The organism is Streptomyces sp. NPDC049954 (assembly GCF_040656295.1).
In the GTDB taxonomy this organism is placed as follows: Bacteria; Actinomycetota; Actinomycetes; order Streptomycetales; family Streptomycetaceae; genus Streptomyces.
This window is the reverse complement of the sequence record NZ_JBFALS010000015.1, coordinates 94,523-111,078: the sequence shown is the minus strand read 5'-3', so window position 1 is coordinate 111,078 and position 16,556 is coordinate 94,523. Positions and strand designations below refer to the sequence as shown.

Genomic DNA, 16,556 nt, shown 5'->3' with positions numbered 1-16,556 from the left:
ACGTGACCGGGTCAAGGCGCAGGTCAGCAGGTGGTCACCGGGCCCGGAACGTCGGCGGGCGAGGGGTGGCCGGGCCCTGCGGCGAGACGGAACCGCCGGGCCCGGGCCCCTCAGCCCTCCAGCCGCATCGGCAGGCCGAACAGCGGGAACCAGCGGGCGGTGTCCATGAAGCAGTGCACCCCCAGAACCCGGCCGTCCCGCACCTCCATCACCTGGAGCGCCCACGGGCTGAACCCCCCGTCAGACTCCGCGTGATAGTGCGCGAAGGCGGGCGCGCCGTTCGCCACCGTCGGTCTCAGCCTTGAGTTCCGGCACACGGCGCCGGGGCCCAGCATCCAGTCCGTGAAGTTCCGCGGGCCCTGGATCCACAGGTCGTACGGGGGCATCGACATCACGACGTCCTCGTGCAGCACCGCCGTGAGCGCCTCCATGTCGTACCCCTCGAAGGCCGCGACATAGCGGGCCAGCAGCTTCTGCTGCTCCCCGTCGAGCGGGGCGGCCGGATCGCTCTCGCGCGCCGGGCTCTCCGCGAGCGTGGCCCGGGCCCGCTGGAGCGCGCTGTTGACGGACGCGACCGTCGTCCCCAGCAACTCGGCGACCTCGCTCGCCCGCCACGCCAGCACCTCGCGCAGGATCAGCACCGCGCGCTGCCTCGCCGGCAGACGCTGGAGCGCCGCGACGAACGCGAGCCGCACCGACTCGCGGCCCACCGCCGCCTCCGCCGGGTCCGCCGCGCCCTGCGGCAGCACCCTGGCGTCCGGGACCGGCTCCAGCCAGGTCGGCTCCGCACGCGTCTTCAGCACCGCCGTGGCGACGGTCTGCGGTTGCGACAGATCCATCGGCAGCGCCCTGCGGCTGCCCGCGTTCAGCGCGTCCAGGCACACGTTGGTGGCGATGCGGTACACCCAGGAACGGAGACTGGACCGGCCCTCGAACCTGCCGAGACCACGCCAGGCCCGCACCATCGTGTCCTGCACCGCGTCCTCGGCCTCGAAGACCGAACCCAGCATCCGGTAGCAGTAGCCGGTCAGTTCGACCCGGTACTCCTCCAGATCCGTACCCGGACCCGGACCCGGACCCAGCTCCGGACCCAGCTCCGGATTCGGACCCGGACCCGGCCCCGGACCCAGCTCCGGACCCGGCTTCCTCGTGGTCCGCGCGATCTCGCCCATCCCTCACCACCCCCATGGCCGCACGGCGCGCCGCGACATCGCGACGGCACTGACGAGGACGTTACTGGGAGCGACTGACAACGGGGGATCGGATACAGCGCGGCGGCCCTCGGTGCCCGGGAACCAGTACTTGGCGTGCATAAGTGAGCATATTGGCGTGTATGCGGCCACCGGGCAGGGCATGGTCGGTTCATGAAAAGGATCGCAACGGGGGCGGCAACGACCCTCGCCGCAACGGCCCTTCTCGCTGGCAGCCTCACTGCACCCGCCCATGCCGCACCGGCCTGGGACAAGACCGTCAAGTGCAAGCAGAAGGACTGGGACGACCGGGTGATCCCCACCCGCGCCGGCAACGGCAAGCTCGGCTGGAAGCACTTCTCCGGTCCGCACAACATCAAGAAGTGCAAGATCGTCAACGCCGCCATCAACGGCAAGCCCGACAAGAAGAAGGGCGCCCGCCTCGAATACTGGGCCTACGCCTGGAACGGCAACCGCCGTGTGCAGGTCATCGTGATCGTCCAGTACGCCCGCAAGACCGCGGACGGAGCCTACGACGCCGGCGCCGGCCAGAAGATCGGTGTCATCACCGCCTACTGCAAGGGCATGAACAGGTGCCCGAACTGGCTCAATCAGTGACATTCTCTGACGCGTGACTCTCACGTACGACGACATCGCGGAGCAGCAGGCGGACATCGTCCGTCTGCTGCTGCACCACATCCACGCCCCCCTGCCCGACGGCCGGTTCATCCGGGGTGTCCTGCCCTCGCCGTCCCCGGCCGCAGGGGTCCGGATCGTCACTGGCCCACAACGGGACGGTGTTCCAGATGGCTTGACGGCCTGGGAGATCCCCCTGCGCACCGTCGACGACGCTGAGGAGCTGACGGGCGCGCACGACGTCCTCGGCCTCGTGCGTGCCCTGAACACCGGCACCCAGATCTTCACCAGCAGCCGTGTCGGCACGGTGATGGGCATGACCCTCATCCAGGTGGATCCGGCGCGGGTCGTTCCCGTCGGCCCGGGGGAGCGCGACAACGCCTTCACCATCCTGCGCACCCTCACCTACCCCTGGACCGAGGAACAGCCCGACCCGAGGCTGCGAGGATTCCTCCTCCAGGGCTCCGACCGGATGCGCCTGTACGCCGACCACGAGGAGGACACCGACGTGGTCGCCGCCGACGTACGGCTGTCCGGGGCCCTGACCGCCCTGCTCGCGGCTCTTCCCTCCCTGGTCGAGGAGGTGGAACGGGCCGTACCGGGCGACATCGGCGATCCGCACTGTTCCCGCTTGATCGATCTCACCGACTGGTGACCCGGGGAGTCCGAGGCGCCCAGTGCGAGGATCGTCTCCAGTCGCACCAGGTGCCAGGTGCCAGGTGCCAGGTGCCAGGTGCCAGGTGCCAGGTGCCAGGAACAACGAACCTGGGCCCCCTCCACTCATGCCGTCAATGCATCGAAACGCGATAATCCATCCCATGAAGCATGAGCGGATTTCAGAAGGGGACATGTCGCGGAACAGTCACGCACGTCACGCACGTCATGACCAGGATGTACGGGACCTCACGGCAGGTGCCTCGGCCGACATCCCGACCGGCGCCCCGGCGGGGCCGGACCAGGGCGGGGGCCTCCCGGCCGCCCCCGCCGCCCGGCCCGTCGCCGCCCTCGATCCCGGGTCGTGGCCCGCCGTGCTCGCGCCGCGTCTCGCCGCCTTCGCCGGGGTCGCCCGCACCGAGCACGTCACGCGGGCCGCGCACGACATGCGGGTACCGCAGTCCACCCTGTCGCGCGCGCTGGCCCGGCTGGAGGACGACCTCGGGGTGTCGCTGTTCGCCCGGCGCGGCCGCACCCTGTCCCTGACCCCGGCCGGCCGCACCTTCCTCGTGAGCGTCGAACGCGCCCTCGGCGAGGTCGAACGCGCCGCCGAGGAGGTCCGCGCCGACGCCGACCCGGCCACCGGGAAGGTCGCCTTCGGCTTCCTGCACACCCTCGGCTCCGAGACCGTGCCCGGACTGATCCGCGCCTTCCGCGCCGGGCACCCCCGCATCCGCTTCACCCTCGTGCAGACCTACGGGGAGGCCATGCTGGAGCGGCTGCGGTCCGGTGAACTCGACCTGTGCCTGACCTCGCCGGTGCCCGAGGCGCCCGACCTCGTCGCCCGCCGGCTCGACGAACAACGGCTGCGCCTCGTCGTCCCCGAGGACCACCGGCTCGCCGCCCGCCGAGGGGTCCGGCTCGCCGAGGCCGCCGAGGAGACCTTCGTGACCCTCGAAGCGGGCTACGGACTGCGCCGCATCACCGACGCGCTGTGCGCCGAGGCCGGATTCCGGCCCAAGGTGGCCTTCGAGGGCGAGGAGGCCGAGACCCTGCGCGGTCTCGTCGCCGCCGGACTCGGCGTCGCGCTCCTGCCGCCGCCCGCCGTCCCGAGGCCCGGAGTCGCCGAACTGACCGTCACCACGCCGCGTGCCGTCCGCGAGATCGGCCTCGCCTGGCGCGAAGGGCACCACGACAGCCCGCCCGTCGCCGCCTTCAAACGCTTCCTGCTCTCCCGCCGTGGCCGCCTCCTGCCCGACCCCGCGCACGGCCACGACTCCGTCAACGGATGAGCGCACGACCCGGCTTGGCGGCAGGGGACCGGCGGCTCAGCGGATCAGCGTGCGACCGAAACCCGAGGCCAGCGGCATCCGCAGACCGATCGGCGGGGGCGCCGCGAGGGCGTCCTCGACCGGGCGGGAGAAGGACTGACCGCGCAGCGAGCCCAGGACGAAGTCCGTGGACAGCGCGAGGACCTCGGAGCGGTAACGGTGCAGCCGGTGCCCGTCCGTGTGCACCTCGAACCGGCACACGTCCCGGTTCGCCTTCTTCGCCCGCTCCGCGAGCCGGAACGACAACTCGGGGTCGGTGTTCCGGTCCTCCGTGCCGTGCACGATCAGGACCCGGCGGCCCGCGAGCTGTTTCACCGGTTCGGGGGGATCGGCCGGACCGTCCGGCGGCAGCCAGGGGGCCAGCGCGAGCACCGTGTTGACGGCCTCGTGCCCGCCCGCCCGCAGCGCCGCCCGCGCGCCCATCCCGGTGCCCGCCAGACACACCGGTACGTCGCCGTGCAGCCGCACGCTCTCGTCCGCCGCCCACGAGGCGTCCCGCGCGAGATCGGCCTCCGGCCCGTTCCACCCCCGCGTGCGGTACCGCACGACGTACGTGGCCAGGCCCTCCGTACGGCTGTGCCGTGCCATCGCACGGGCCAGAGCCCGCGCCGTACCAGTCGCCCGCCCCGGCGGCCGGCGCCCCGAGGTCTCCTCGCCGCCGGGCAGCAGGAGGACGACCGCGTTCACCGAGCCGGGCCGCGCCCCGACCATCCGCCCGAGCCGGGCCTCACGTACCGGCGTCGCTTGCTGTGCCATGCCTGCACCCTGACAGAAGGACGCCGATACGCCACCCGTCCGCCGGGTCACCGTTACATATCGGCCCCGGGCGCGGAAGGCGCTGTCTACGCGCGTAGGAGCTAGCATCGGGCCATGACGAGCCCTGCCCGCGCCTCCCGCGCGCTCCCCACGCCCGAGCAGATCCGCCGCGCGCCGAAGGTCCTGCTGCACGACCACCTCGACGGCGGCCTGCGCCCCGCGACCGTCGTGGAACTCGCCGCCGCCTCCGGCTACACCGGGCTGCCCGAGACCGACCCGGAGAAGCTCGGCGTCTGGTTCCGCGAGGCCGCCGACTCCGGTTCGCTGGAGCGCTACCTGGAGACCTTCGCGCACACCTGCGCCGTCATGCAGTCCCGCGAGGCCCTGTTCCGGGTGGCCGCCGAGTGCGCCGAGGACCTCGCCGCGGACGGCGTCGTCTACGCCGAGGTGCGGTACGCGCCCGAGCAGCACCTGGAGAGCGGACTGAGCCTCGAAGAGGTCGTCGAGGCCGTCAACGAGGGCTTCCGGGAAGGTGAGCGCCGCGCCGCCGCCGAGGGCCGGCGGATCAGGGTCGGCGCGCTGCTGACCGCCATGCGGCACGCGGCCCGCTCCCTGGAGATCGCCGAACTCGCCAACCGCCACCGGGATCTCGGCGTCGTCGGCTTCGACATCGCGGGCGCCGAGGCCGGTTTCCCTCCCACCAGGCACCTGGAGGCCTTCGAGTACCTGAAGCGGGAGAACAACCACTTCACGATCCACGCAGGTGAGGCCTTCGGGCTGCCCTCCATCTGGGAGGCGCTCCAGTGGTGCGGGGCCGACCGGCTCGGGCACGGCGTACGCCTCATCGACGACATCGAGGTCGCCGAGGACGGCACCGTGCGCCTGGGCCGGCTCGCCTCGTACGTCCGCGACAAGCGCGTACCGCTGGAGCTGTGCCCGACCTCCAACCTCCAGACCGGCGCCGCCGACTCCTACGCGGAGCACCCCATCGGGCTGCTGAGCCGGCTCAAGTTCCGCTGCACCGTCAACACCGACAACCGCCTCATGTCCGGCACGACGATGAGCCGCGAGTTCGCGCACCTCGTGGAGGTCTTCGACTACACCCTCGACGACCTCCAGTGGTTCACCGTCAACGGGATGAAGTCCGCCTTCCTCCCGTTCGACCAGCGGCTCGCCATGATCAACGAGGTGATCAAGCCGCGGTACGCCGAGCTGAAGGCGGAGTGGCTGTTCCAGGGCGCCTGAGCGGGACCCGCCCGGCGGCCGGGCCGCGTCCCCCGCAGGGCCGGTCCGGGCCGCAGGGGCGTCACCAGGCCGGGTTGCCGCGTGCGGACCTCTCGCTCGGCAGCAGGATCCACAGGGCCAGGTAGAGGAGGAACTGCGGGCCGGGGAGCAGGCAGGACACGACGAATATGACGCGCATCGTGGACGCCGAGGTACCGAAGCGCCGGGCCAGCGCCGCGCACACTCCGCCGATCATCCGTCCGTTCGTGGGGCGGGCCAGGGCGGTCATGAGGGCTCCTTCGTGAACCGTGGGGAGAGACCCCCTCGCGGGGCCTTTGACACGTTCCACGCTACGGGCGCCAACCGGTACAAGCATCACCCTATGGTGCTATACCAACCCTGGGAATCGTCGGGGTCGCCCCCTGAGGGGACTCCTCCGGGCGCCGGAGCGCGGAGCGGACGCGCTCCCCCCTGCGCCGCAGCCGCGCACGGGCCGCCGGGACGACCAGGACGTGCGCGAGCGCCACCCCGGCCGTCGAGAGCAGTACCGAGTCGATGTCCACGACCTGCCCGGGCACCCCGGTCTGGAGCAGTTCCAGGGCCAGGGCGAGCAGCGCCCCCGCCGTCGTCGTCCGGATCAGGGAACCCAGCCGCGACACGTGCAGGCGCCCGTCCGCGAGCGGCAGCAGCACCCCCAGCGGGGCCAGCAGTCCCAGGCCCGCCCCGATCCGGCGGGCCGCCTCCGGGGCGCTCAGCGACAGATCGGCCCTGATACCGGCGAAGGGCGTCAGGTTGGCCGCGCTCACCCACGGCACGTCCAGGGACCGCAGCGAGAACCACCCGACGAACAGGAGATGGACGACGAGGAGAAGGGCTCCCGTCGCCCGGTAGCGGACGGGGCGAGGGCCTCCGTCGTGGCTCTGACGCTGCACGGATCACAAGACGCGGCCCCCGGGGGAAACGGTTCCGGGCGCGCGCCGCCCGGGGCGCTGCGGGGCTGTGGCGGTGGTCACCCCGGCGCGGCCGGGCGGACGCGGCGGCCCGGGACGACCACCGCCACAGCCCCGGAAAGTCAGGGCAGCTGCGCCGACGGGTTCTTCCTCATGTCCGGTGTGCAGCGGTAGGTGTGCGTCGCCGTGGCCGGACCGCCCAGCGTGATCTCGCCGTCCGTGGTGGCCGCCGCGCTCTGCGCCAGGGTGCACACGATCTGCGCGAGTGCGAAGTCGCCGAGGTCGTCCGGGGGCACGCTCAGCCGCAGCGTGCCCGCCGGATCGCCCTGGCGCGGGCCCGACACCGTCGTACCGCCGCGCACGCTGCTCACGAAACCCGCCGCCCGCTCCGCCGCTCCGGGGCGCACGAGCAGTTCGGCCAGGAGCCGCTGCGCGAGCCGTACGCGTCCGCCCGTGGTGTCCTGGGACGCCACCGCGCGCACCGTACGGTCCACCTCGACCAGCTGCGGTCCGCACACCAGGTAGATCTCCACGGGCAGTTCACCGCTCGCGGGCGGCACCGGCCCGCCCTCGTCCAGAGTGCAGGGCAGCCGGCTCGGGGCCGCCCCGAAGTCCGTGGGCACCTCCGTAGGACGGATGCCGCACGCGCTCAGCACGGCGACTCCCACCAGCGCCGCGACCACGCCCAGCACGGCCCGCCGGGCCCGGGACACCGGACCGTGCGGCGCCCGCCCCGCCACCCGCCGGGCACCGGCCCGCACGTCCCCCGCGCGACGCGGCCCCGAACCGCCGCCGTCCTCAACGCCCGCGCGCACCCGTACTCCCACTCCCGCCCTCGTCGTCCTCGTCGCCCTTGCCGTCCCCCGCACGCGCGCCCCCGCCGCGTGCCGGACGGCCCTTGCGTTCCGCGCCGCCGTCACCGGGCCGCAGCCCCTCGCCGCCGTCCCCGTCGTCGGTCTCGTCCTCGGCCGTCCGTCCGTCGAGCGGCAGGCGCAGGGTGAACACCGCGCCGCCCTCGGGGACGTTGCGCGCCGTGATCCGGCCGCCGTGGATATGGGCGTTCTCCATGGCGATGGACAGGCCCAGACCACTGCCGTCCGAACGCGGCCGCGAGGCGCTCGCCTTGTAGAAGCGGTCGAAGACGTGCGGCAGGACCTCCTCCGGGATGCCGGGCCCGTGGTCCCGCACCCGGATCACCAGGTCCTCGCCCTCCACCCGCACCGAGACCCGCACCGGGGACCCGCCGTGCTTGAGGGCGTTGCCGATGAGGTTGGCGAGGATCACGTCGAGCCGGCGCGGGTCGAGGCGCGCCATGATGCCGCGCTCCGCGTCGAGGTCGACGGCGTCGAGCCAGGCCCGCGCGTCGATGCACGCGGTGATCTGGTCGGCGATGTCCACGTCGTCGAGGACCAGCCGGGCGGTGCCCGCGTCGAAGCGGGTCACCTCCATCAGGTTCTCCACGAGGCTGTTGAGCCGCCGCGTCTCGCTCACGACCAGCCGTACCGCCGGCTCGATCATCGGGTCGAGGCTGTCCGCCTCCTCCTCCAGCACCTCACTGACCGCCGTGATCGCGGTGAGCGGGGTGCGCAGCTCGTGCGACATGTCGGCGACGAAGCGGCGGCTCGACTCCTCGCGCGCGCTCATGTCCGCGACCCGCTTCTCCAGGGAGGCCGCCGCCCGGTTGAACGTCCGTGACAGTTCGGCGAGTTCGTCGGTGCCCGAGACCTGGAGACGGGTGTTCAGCTTGCCCTCGCCCAGCCGCCGCGCCGCGACCCCGAGCCGGTGCACCGGCTTCAGTACGGTGGTCGCCGCCGCCTGCGCGAGCAGCGCGGAGCCGATCAGCGCGAGCCCCGTCGCGATCCCCAGCGACCAGGCCAGCGAACGCAGGTCGTCCGCCTCCGGCTGGAGCGACTTGCGCAGGTAGCCGGTGGGACCACCGCCCACCACCTTGACCCCGCCCACCAGGTAGGGGGTGCCCTGCTCCTCGACCCGCTGCCAGAACATGTGGAACTCGGCCTTGTTCGCCGAGGTCACCTTCTGCTTCCGGTTGACCGCCTCCAGCAGCGAGGGCGGCACGTCCCGCAGCGTGAACGCGTCCGGGTCGGAGTAGCCGACGACCGTCCGGGAGTCGGGCCCCTCGGCGCTCAGCGCGACGTCGTAGTGCTGACTGGAGCGGGACATCTCGTAGGCGGTGCGCCGCAGTTCCTCCCCGGTCGGGCGCAGCGGCAGGGTGCGGTCACGGCTGCCCATCTGCTCCTTGAAGTCGCCGAGCGCGTTGTCCTGGGCGCGGGTGAGGACCGCCTCCCGGTTGAGCCAGTACGCGATACCGGAGGCGGAGACCGCGGCGGTCAGCGCGACCAGCCCGAACACCAGCACCAGACGCAGCCGCAGACTCGTGAAACGCACCCCCCGGCTCAGCAGCCGCCGCACCCAGGACGGCCGCCCGGACCGCGCGCCCCCGCCGTTCGCCGTACCGACCCCGCCGGCCTCCGCGGCGGCCGGACCACCGCTGTCCGCGACCCCGGGGGCCGCGCCCTCGCCGTCCGCCGTGGCGCCGCGCCGCGCGTCGCCCCCGGTCCCTGTGCCCTCGTCCACCGTGCTGTCTTGCGCCCCGTCCCGTGCCGCCCCGCCGATACCGCTCACACCGCGCCGCGCATCCTCGTGCGCGGCGGTCACGAAGGGGCGTCCAGCCGGTAGCCCACGCCCCGCACCGTACGGATCAGCGTCGGCGAGGAGGGGATGTCCTCGACCTTGGCGCGCAGGCGCTGGACGCACGCATCCACGAGGCGCGAGTCGCCGAGGTAGTCGTGCTCCCACACCAGCCGCAGCAACTGCTGCCGGGACAGGGCCTGTCCGGGGCGTCTGCTCAGCTCAAGCAGCAGCCGCAGTTCGGTCGGGGTGAGCTGGAGGTCCTCGCCGTCCTTGGTCACCGTCATCGCGGCCCGGTCGATCACGAGGCTGCCGAAGACGGCCGCGTCGTTCGACTCCCGCTCCCCGCGCCGCAGTACGGCCCTGATCCGCGCGTCGAGGACCCGGCCCTGCACGGGCTTGACGACGTAGTCGTCGGCGCCCGACTCCAGGCCCACCACGACGTCGATGTCGTCGCTGCGCGCGGTCAGCAGGATGATCGGCAGCTGATCGGTGCGGCGGATGCGCCGGCACACCTCGAAGCCGTCGATCCCGGGCAGCATCACGTCGAGGACGATCAGATCCGGCCGCTCCTCGCGCAGCTTCGTCAGACCGTCCTCACCGGTGGCAGCGGTCGCCACCCGGTGCCCCTGGCGTGTCAGCGACAGCTCCAGGGCCGTCCGGATGGCGTCGTCGTCCTCGATCAGCAACAGGGAAGGCACGGCGTCATTCTGTCCCAATACCTTGGAGACTTCGACCTCCGGTCCTTGACCTGCGCGAACCCTTCGCACAGCCCGGCGCCGGCGCCCGTACCGACAGGCCGCCAGGGGCCGCTGTGACAGCTCTGTGACAGTCGGCGGACACCTCTATGAAGTCGCTCCGGCAGGCTTTTGCCACACGGAACGACGACGGACTCCACGAAGGGGGCGCGAGATGGACACCCTGCACAGCACCACTACTGGCGCAGTGGTCACGCGTCTCCACGACATCGTCGTACGGAGCGAGAAGTCCGGTGCCGCGGCGAGCACCTCAGCCCTTGGGGGAGGGCGGGGGCGTGCTCGTGGCGTCGGACGTCAGCGCACGTCACTCATGACGGTCGTTGACGCACGCGTGGTTCCCGAAGGGGGACGCGGGGGGAACACGGCGGTCGCGTACGGGCAGTCCACGGGGGACTCGGGGGAGAGCGCATCCTCGGCGGAGGCGGAGTTCACCGCCTACGTCCAGGAACGCAGGGCCTCCCTGTACGCGACGGCCTACCACCTCACCGGGGACCGCTTCGAGGCCGAGGACCTGCTGCAGAGCGCCCTGTTCTCGACCTACCGGGCCTGGGACAGGATCAGCGACAAGGCCGCCGTCGGCGGCTACCTGCGCCGCACCATGACCAACCTGCACATCAGCGCCTGGCGGCGGCGCAAGCTCAACGAGTACCCGACCGAGGAACTGCCCGAGACGGCCGGCGACACGGACGCGATGCGCGGCACCGAACTGCGCGCCGTCCTGTGGCAGGCGCTCGCGCGGCTGCCCGAACTCCAGCGCACGATGCTGGTCCTGCGCTACTACGAGGGCCGCACCGATCCGGAGATCGCGGACATACTCGACATCAGTGTCGGCACGGTGAAGTCCAGCATCTGGCGGTCGCTGCGCAGGCTGCGCGACGACCAGGCGCTGAGCTTCGGCCGTGACGAGGAGGAGTCCTTCGGCGAGCTGGTGGCCTGAAGGAACGGGGGGCGGAACCGCCGCACGGGTTCGGGGGAACCCGGCGGGACCGCTGAGCAGGAAAGAAGGGGATCACCACCCGGGGGGACACGGGGGAAACGGGTGGTGCGCCCCGGGGGGAAAGCACGGGGGTAAGTACGGCGGCCATGGGGGTGGCCACCAGCAGCGGGACCGGAGGGCCGGGGGGTCTGTCCGGTCCCGCTGTGCTGTGTGCCCGTCAGGGCACGACGGCGCCGAGACCGATGCCCAGAGGGAACGGGGCGGAGGTCTCCAGGCGCCCCGGTGGATGCCGGTGGGGCCCGCGAGGGATCAACCGGTCGGGGAGTCCGGCGGCCACGGCTTCCGCCAAGCGCCGCGCGAGAAGTCCTCCGGGGAACTCGGTCCGCTCGGTCGTGTCGACGCCCATGGCGGGCTCCTTCACGCGGTCGGCCTCGTCCGTACCCCGTCGCCACGGCGGCCGGCGCGGGCGGGGTGCGTCCTCGTCCGGTCGGCACGGCACGCCTTCAGCGTGCCGCCTCCGTGCGGGGCGCGGGAGCGGAGGTGCGTGCCGGGCGGGCGGCGCCGGGGGCGCAGCGGCCCGCTGCCGCCGCCGCCAGGCGGCCGAGGGCCTCCTCGCGGCCGCAGGGGTGCGCGCCCAGCGCGGTCTGCCGCTGCACGATGGCGCGCTCCGAGCGCATCAGCCGCCAGCCGCGCCGCAGCAGGAACGGCACCGACTTACGGCCCTCCCGCAGATCCCGTACGAGCCTGCGGCGGAAGGTCGTGCTCGGGCGGCCGCGCAGGCACAGCGCGTCGGCCAGGACGCCCAGCTCCCGGCAGCGGTCCACGATGTCGGCCGCGAAGATGCCCTCGGCGATGAAGAGTGGCGTGGTCCGGTCGACGACCATCGTCTCCTCGCCGGTGCGCGAGCTGGTCGCGATCGAGTACAGCGGGACCTGGGTACGGCCCTCGCGGCACAGCTCCCGGATCGCGGCGACCGCCGCCTCGCAGTCCCAGGAGCGCGGGGAGTCCCAGTCGATGTCCCGGTGCGGGCCCTCCCCGGCGACCAGGGGCAGCGAGGGGTCGCCGACCTCCTTGTAGAAGTCGTCGAGGGCCAGCACGGGCAGGCCCGACACGGCGGCCAGGGACGATTTGCCCGAACCGGAGGGGCCGGCCAGCAGAACGACCCGGGTGGGGATCGGTGGATGGGAACTCACGAGAGAACAGTGTGCGTCATCCCGGGGCCGGCCCGACCCGCCGGGGGACGCTTTGGTACCCGACCGACACCTCAACTACGCTGCGTGCCCGAACGATTACCACTCAACCCGGTCAGGTGGCTCTCATGGCACGACACGCATCCCCCCGCCCCTCCCGCGCGCTGCTGCGCACGGGCCTCACCCTGGCCGCCGTCGGCGCCGCGCTCACCGCGGGCGCCTCGGCTGCCTCCGCCGCGCAGGCCGCCCCGCTCCCGCTCGGCGACGTGGTGGGCGGCGGTGACGCGCTGGGCGGGGCCGCGCAGGGCCTGCACAGCGCCACCAAGCACGGGCTCGGCGCCGTGACCAACCTCCAGCTCGACCCGCTCGCGGGCACCGGCAGCGACCCGCTGGACAACGCGGTCGGCACCCAGGTCGCGGACTTCAAGCCGGTCTCCACGGCCCTCGTGACCAAGCCGATCACCGACGGCGCCTCCCTGTCCGAGCTGCCGCTGGTGGGCCCCGTCACGAAGGCGCTGACCGGCTGAACCCGGCCCCGGACAGCCGGACGGCCCGGCTCCGCCCCTCGTCGGGGCCGGAGCCGGGCCGTCCGTCGTTCCCGGGTGGTGCGACGCGGTGCGCGGTGCTCAGTACGAGGAGCCGGCGACGCCCAGCGCGCCCGTCGGGTGCCACACCGTCTTCGTCTCCAGCAGGGCGGTCAGCCGGTGCGTACCGGGGGCGGCCGTCCAGTCCTCGGGGTGCGGTGCGGGGCGCAGCACCCGCTTGAGGTTGTCGGCCGCGGCGATCTCCAGCTCACGCGCCAGCCCGGGCCCGGCGCCCGTCAGGTCGATCGCGTTGACGTCCCTGTGTGCGGCGAGGGACGGCGCGATCTCCGCCGTACGCCCGGTCAGGAGGTTCACGACCCCGCCCGGCACGTCGGAGGTCGCGAGGACCTCGCCGAGCGACAGCGCGGGCAGCGGGCGCTCCTCGCTCGCCACGACGACCGCCGTGCAGCCCGTCGCGAGGACCGGCGCGAGGACGGAGACGAGACCGAGGAACGAGGAGTCCTGCGGGGCCAGCACCGCGACGACGCCGGTCGGCTCGGGCGAGGACACGTTGAAGAACGGGCCCGCGACCGGGTTCGCCGCGCCCGCGATCTGCGCGATCTTGTCGGTCCAGCCCGCGTACCAGACCCAGCGGTCCACGGCGGCGTCCACCCGCGCGCCCGCCTCCGCCGCCGGGAGTCCCTCGGCCGCGGCGACCTCGGCCACGAACTGCTCGCGCCGGCCCTCCAGCATCTCGGCGACCCGGTACAGGACCTGGCCCCTGTTGTACGCGGTCGCGCCCGACCAGCCGCCGAAGGCCTTGCGGGCCGCGAGGACCGCGTCCCTGGCGTCCTTGCGGGAGCCCTGCGGGGCGTTCGCGAGCCACTCGCCGTCCGTGTCGGTCACCTCGTACACCCGGCCGCTCTCACTGCGGGGGAACCTGCCCCCGACGTACAGCTTGTAGGTCTTGAGGACGCCGAGCCGCAGCGGGCCCGGCTCGCTCCGGCCGGGGGACTTCCGGGGCCCGTCCTGCGACTTCGGGGACTTCGCGGACTTGGGGGTCTTGTCAGACATCGAGGTACGCCTCCAGGCCGTGCCGGCCGCCCTCGCGGCCGTGACCCGACTCCTTGTATCCGCCGAACGGAGAGGTGGGGTCGAACTTGTTGAACGTGTTGGCCCACACGACTCCGGCCCGCAGCTGCTGGGCCACCGCGAGCATCCGGGAGCCCTTCTCGGTCCAGATGCCCGCCGACAGGCCGTACGGCGTGTTGTTGGCCTTGGCGACCGCCTCGGCCGGGGTGCGGAAGGTCAGCACCGACAGCACCGGGCCGAAGATCTCCTCCCGGGCCACCGTGTGCGCCTGGGTGACGCCGGTGAACACGGTCGGCGCGAACCAGTAGCCGGCGGACGGCAGCTCGCACGGGGCGGTCCAGCGCTCGGCGCCCTCCGCCTCGCCCTGGTCGGCCAGACGCGTGACGCGCTCCAGCTGCTCGGCCGAGTTGATCGCGCCGATGTCGGTGTTCTTGTCGAGCGGATCGCCCAGCCGCAGCGTCGACAGCCGCCGTTTGAGCGCGTCCAGCACCTCGTCGCGCACCGACTCCTGGACCAGCAGCCGCGAACCCGCGCAGCACACCTGGCCCTGGTTGAAGAAGATGCCGTTCACGATGCCCTCGACGGCCTGGTCGACCGGCGCGTCGTCGAACACGATGTTGGCGCCCTTGCCGCCCAGCTCCAGCGTCACCCGCTTCCGGGTACCGGCCACCGTACGGGCGATCTCCTTGCCCACCGCCGTCGAACCGGTGAACGCCACCTTGTCCACGCCCTCGTGCGCGACCAGGGCCGCGCCCGCGTCCCCGAAGCCGGGCAGGATGTTGACGACGCCCTTCGGCAGCCCCGCCTGACGGCAGATGTCCGCGAAGAACAGCGCCGAGAGCGGCGTCGTCTCGGCGGGCTTGAGGACCACCGTGTTGCCGGTCGCGAGCGCCGGGGCGATCTTCCACGCCAGCATCAGCAGCGGGAAGTTCCACGGGATGACCTGACCGGCCACGCCCAGCGGCCTGGGCGCCGGACCGAAACCGGCGTGCTCCAGCTTGTCGGCCCAGCCCGCGTAGTAGAAGAAGTGCGCCGCGACCAGCGGCAGGTCCGCGTCCCTGGTCTCCCTGATCGGCTTGCCGTTGTCCAGCGTCTCCAGGACGGCCAGCTCGCGCGAGCGCTCCTGGATGATCCGCGCGATGCGGAACAGGTACTTGGCCCGCTCACAACCGGGCAGCGCCGACCAGCCCGGGAAGGCGCGGCGCGCGGCCTGCACGGCCCGCTCCACGTCCTCCTCACCGGCCTGCGCGACCTCGGAGAGCACCTCCTCCGTGGCCGGGGACACCGTCTTGAAGACCTTGCCCGAGGCGGCCTCGGTGAACTCGCCGTCCACGAACAGCCCGTACGAGGGGGCGAGGTCGACCACCGCGCGCGACTCCGGGGCCGGCGCGTACTCGAAGATCGAAGATGCCATGGGTCAGTCCACCGTCACGTAATCGGGGCCGGAGTAGCGGCCGGTGGCCAGCTTCTGCCGCTGCATGAGCAGATCGTTCAGCAGGCTGGAGGCGCCGAAGCGGAACCAGTCGTTCGACAGCCAGTCCTCGCCCGCCGTCTCGTTGACCAGCACGAGGAACTTGATCGCGTCCTTCGCGGTCCTGATGCCGCCGGCCGGTTTCACCCCGACCTGCTCCCCGCTCTCGCGCCGGAAGTCGCGCACGGCCTCCAGCATCAGCAGGGTGTTCGCCGGGGTCGCGTTGACCCCGACCTTGCCGGTGGAGGTCTTGATGAAGTCCGCGCCGCCCAGCATCCCGAGCCACGAGGCGCGCCGGATGTTGTCGTACGTCGACAGCTCGCCGGTCTCGAAGATGACCTTCAGCCGGGCCCGGGTGCCACAGGCCTCGCGTACGGCGAGGATCTCCTCGTACACCTTCGCGTAGTTCCCGGCCAGGAACGCGCCCCGGTCGATGACCATGTCGATCTCGTCGGCCCCGGCCTCGATCGCGCCCTCGGTGTCGGCGAGCTTCACCGCGAGCGGCGCGCGCCCGGCGGGGAAGGCCGTCGCCACCGAGGCCACCCGGACCGCGCTGCCGGCCACGGCGGCCTTCGCGGTCGCCACCATGTCCGGGTACACGCACAGGGCGGCGACCCTCGGCGTCGCAGGGTCGGTGGGGTCGGGATGGAGCGCCTTGCCGGCCAGCGAACGGACCTTGCCGACCGTGTCGGACCCCTCCAGGGTCGTCAGGTCGATCATCGAGATCGCCAGGTCCAGCGCGAACGCCTTGGCGGTGGTCTTGATCGAACGGGTACCGAGGGCGGTGGCGCGCGCTTCGAGGCCGACCGGGTCGACGCCGGGCAGGCCGTGCAGGAAACGGCGCAACGAGGCGTTCGACGCGGTCACTTCGGCGTAGGACGAGCCTCCTGCGCCTCGGGGCGCGGGGGAAGTGGTGGGCATGCTCACCACCCGAGCATATCTACGCGCGTAGCGGTATGTACAGGGGGCGGCTGGTCGGGGCGGAACGAACGCGTCAGGCAGAATCGGACGTATGACGACCCCTGACCCGGACGACTCCTCCGCCCCGCAGGAGCCGGCCACGCCCTCCACGCCGCAGGAGCCGGGCGCGTCCTCCGCCCGGAAGGAGCCGGGCGCGCCTGAGCCGGCCGCGCCGGAGACGGCCGAACCGTCGGAGACCTCCGGCTCGGAGCCTTCCGCCCCCCAGGAGCCGGC

At 72.8% G+C, this 16,556-nt stretch carries 18 protein-coding genes; 6 read left to right on the top strand and 12 right to left on the bottom strand.

The annotated features are described in order from the left end of the window. Window positions 1–110: 110 nt before the first annotated feature. Window positions 111–1,172 (bottom strand): sigma-70 family RNA polymerase sigma factor, encoded by a 1,062-nt coding sequence (locus AB0J21_RS28240; protein WP_363148956.1) that lies wholly within the window; start codon window positions 1,170–1,172, stop codon window positions 111–113. A gap of 192 nt (window positions 1,173–1,364) precedes the next feature. On the opposite strand from AB0J21_RS28240, the gene AB0J21_RS28235 reads away from it, so the two are divergent. The 3 genes from AB0J21_RS28235 (at window position 1,365) to AB0J21_RS28225 (ending at window position 3,772) form a co-directional block, all read left to right on the top strand. Beyond that, window positions 1,365–1,808, top strand: coding sequence for a hypothetical protein (locus AB0J21_RS28235; RefSeq protein ID WP_363148955.1), 444 nt, complete (start codon window positions 1,365–1,367; stop codon window positions 1,806–1,808). Between the two features lie 13 nt (window positions 1,809–1,821). Further along, entirely contained in the window at window positions 1,822–2,481 is a 660-nt protein-coding gene (locus AB0J21_RS28230) for a hypothetical protein (protein ID WP_363148954.1), read from the top strand. 193 nt (window positions 2,482–2,674) lie between these two features. After that, window positions 2,675–3,772 (top strand): LysR family transcriptional regulator, encoded by a 1,098-nt coding sequence (locus tag AB0J21_RS28225; protein ID WP_363148953.1) that lies wholly within the window; start codon window positions 2,675–2,677, stop codon window positions 3,770–3,772. Between the two features lie 36 nt (window positions 3,773–3,808). On the opposite strand, the gene AB0J21_RS28220 is transcribed toward AB0J21_RS28225, so the two are convergent. Then, on the bottom strand, window positions 3,809–4,567 hold the full coding sequence (locus AB0J21_RS28220; RefSeq protein WP_363148952.1) for an alpha/beta hydrolase: 759 nt from the start codon (window positions 4,565–4,567) through the stop codon (window positions 3,809–3,811). Window positions 4,568–4,681: 114 nt separating this feature from the next. Between AB0J21_RS28220 and AB0J21_RS28215 the strand changes: the two genes are divergently transcribed. Then, on the top strand, window positions 4,682–5,812 hold the full coding sequence (locus AB0J21_RS28215) for an adenosine deaminase (protein WP_363148951.1): 1,131 nt from the start codon (window positions 4,682–4,684) through the stop codon (window positions 5,810–5,812). Between the two features lie 61 nt (window positions 5,813–5,873). Here AB0J21_RS28215 and AB0J21_RS28210 read toward each other — a convergent pair whose 3' ends face one another. The 5 genes from AB0J21_RS28210 to afsQ1 form a co-directional block, all read right to left on the bottom strand. Further along, window positions 5,874–6,080, bottom strand: coding sequence for a PspC domain-containing protein (locus AB0J21_RS28210; protein WP_363148950.1), 207 nt, complete (start codon window positions 6,078–6,080; stop codon window positions 5,874–5,876). 91 nt (window positions 6,081–6,171) lie between these two features. Further along, entirely contained in the window at window positions 6,172–6,723 is a 552-nt protein-coding gene (locus tag AB0J21_RS28205) for a VanZ family protein (RefSeq protein WP_363148949.1), read from the bottom strand. Between the two features lie 140 nt (window positions 6,724–6,863). Further along, the gene (locus AB0J21_RS28200) at window positions 6,864–7,556 is read right to left on the bottom strand and encodes a hypothetical protein (protein WP_363148948.1); all 693 of its coding nucleotides are present in this window, start codon (window positions 7,554–7,556) and stop codon (window positions 6,864–6,866) included. Next, on the bottom strand, window positions 7,540–9,417 hold the full coding sequence (locus AB0J21_RS28195) for a HAMP domain-containing sensor histidine kinase (protein WP_363148947.1): 1,878 nt from the start codon (window positions 9,415–9,417) through the stop codon (window positions 7,540–7,542). Before AB0J21_RS28195 ends, AB0J21_RS28200 begins: the two co-directional genes overlap by 17 nt. Further along, window positions 9,414–10,091 carry a two-component system response regulator AfsQ1 gene (gene afsQ1, locus AB0J21_RS28190; RefSeq protein WP_363148946.1) on the bottom strand — a complete coding sequence of 226 codons (678 nt, stop codon included), beginning with the start codon at window positions 10,089–10,091 and terminating at the stop codon, window positions 9,414–9,416. The genes AB0J21_RS28195 and afsQ1 overlap by 4 nt, the downstream gene beginning before the upstream one ends. 211 nt (window positions 10,092–10,302) lie before the next feature. Here afsQ1 and AB0J21_RS28185 point away from each other — a divergent pair, with 211 nt between their 5' ends. Next, window positions 10,303–11,085, top strand: coding sequence for a SigE family RNA polymerase sigma factor (locus AB0J21_RS28185; RefSeq protein ID WP_363148945.1), 783 nt, complete (start codon window positions 10,303–10,305; stop codon window positions 11,083–11,085). 217 nt (window positions 11,086–11,302) lie between these two features. On the opposite strand, the gene AB0J21_RS28180 is transcribed toward AB0J21_RS28185, so the two are convergent. Then, complete coding sequence (locus tag AB0J21_RS28180; protein ID WP_363148944.1) at window positions 11,303–11,491, bottom strand: hypothetical protein; 189 nt, start codon at window positions 11,489–11,491, stop codon at window positions 11,303–11,305. Window positions 11,492–11,588: 97 nt separating this feature from the next. Then, window positions 11,589–12,278: a uridine kinase gene (locus AB0J21_RS28175; RefSeq protein ID WP_363148943.1), complete on the bottom strand. Its 690-nt coding sequence runs from the start codon at window positions 12,276–12,278 to the stop codon at window positions 11,589–11,591. A gap of 125 nt (window positions 12,279–12,403) precedes the next feature. Here AB0J21_RS28175 and AB0J21_RS28170 point away from each other — a divergent pair, with 125 nt between their 5' ends. Then, on the top strand, window positions 12,404–12,802 hold the full coding sequence (locus AB0J21_RS28170; RefSeq protein ID WP_363148942.1) for a hypothetical protein: 399 nt from the start codon (window positions 12,404–12,406) through the stop codon (window positions 12,800–12,802). Between the two features lie 99 nt (window positions 12,803–12,901). Here the strand turns inward: AB0J21_RS28170 and AB0J21_RS28165 are convergent, their stop codons facing one another. The 3 genes from AB0J21_RS28165 to deoC are packed head-to-tail and all read right to left on the bottom strand — an operon-like array spanning window position 12,902 to window position 16,283. Next, a complete protein-coding gene (locus tag AB0J21_RS28165) occupies window positions 12,902–13,873 on the bottom strand; it encodes an aldehyde dehydrogenase family protein (protein WP_363148941.1) in 972 nt (323 codons plus the stop codon). After that, window positions 13,866–15,305 carry an aldehyde dehydrogenase family protein gene (locus AB0J21_RS28160; protein ID WP_363148940.1) on the bottom strand — a complete coding sequence of 480 codons (1,440 nt, stop codon included), beginning with the start codon at window positions 15,303–15,305 and terminating at the stop codon, window positions 13,866–13,868. Before AB0J21_RS28160 ends, AB0J21_RS28165 begins: the two co-directional genes overlap by 8 nt. Window positions 15,306–15,308: 3 nt before the next feature. Then, entirely contained in the window at window positions 15,309–16,283 is a 975-nt protein-coding gene (gene deoC / locus AB0J21_RS28155) for a deoxyribose-phosphate aldolase (protein ID WP_363148939.1), read from the bottom strand. Window positions 16,284–16,556: the final 273 nt, after the last annotated feature.

Coding starts and splice junctions, on each gene's coding strand:
- AB0J21_RS28240 (WP_363148956.1), bottom strand. CDS start 1,172: ATGGGCGAGATCGCGCGGACCACGAGGAAGCCGGGTCCGGAGCTGGGT.
- AB0J21_RS28235 (WP_363148955.1), top strand. CDS start 1,365: ATGAAAAGGATCGCAACGGGGGCGGCAACGACCCTCGCCGCAACGGCC.
- AB0J21_RS28225 (WP_363148953.1), top strand. CDS start 2,675: ATGTCGCGGAACAGTCACGCACGTCACGCACGTCATGACCAGGATGTA.
- AB0J21_RS28220 (WP_363148952.1), bottom strand. CDS start 4,567: ATGGCACAGCAAGCGACGCCGGTACGTGAGGCCCGGCTCGGGCGGATG.
- AB0J21_RS28215 (WP_363148951.1), top strand. CDS start 4,682: ATGACGAGCCCTGCCCGCGCCTCCCGCGCGCTCCCCACGCCCGAGCAG.
- AB0J21_RS28210 (WP_363148950.1), bottom strand. CDS start 6,080: ATGACCGCCCTGGCCCGCCCCACGAACGGACGGATGATCGGCGGAGTG.
- AB0J21_RS28185 (WP_363148945.1), top strand. CDS start 10,303: ATGGACACCCTGCACAGCACCACTACTGGCGCAGTGGTCACGCGTCTC.
- AB0J21_RS28180 (WP_363148944.1), bottom strand. CDS start 11,491: ATGGGCGTCGACACGACCGAGCGGACCGAGTTCCCCGGAGGACTTCTC.
- AB0J21_RS28170 (WP_363148942.1), top strand. CDS start 12,404: ATGGCACGACACGCATCCCCCCGCCCCTCCCGCGCGCTGCTGCGCACG.
- AB0J21_RS28165 (WP_363148941.1), bottom strand. CDS start 13,873: ATGTCTGACAAGACCCCCAAGTCCGCGAAGTCCCCGAAGTCGCAGGAC.
- AB0J21_RS28160 (WP_363148940.1), bottom strand. CDS start 15,305: ATGGCATCTTCGATCTTCGAGTACGCGCCGGCCCCGGAGTCGCGCGCG.
- deoC (WP_363148939.1), bottom strand. CDS start 16,283: ATGCCCACCACTTCCCCCGCGCCCCGAGGCGCAGGAGGCTCGTCCTAC.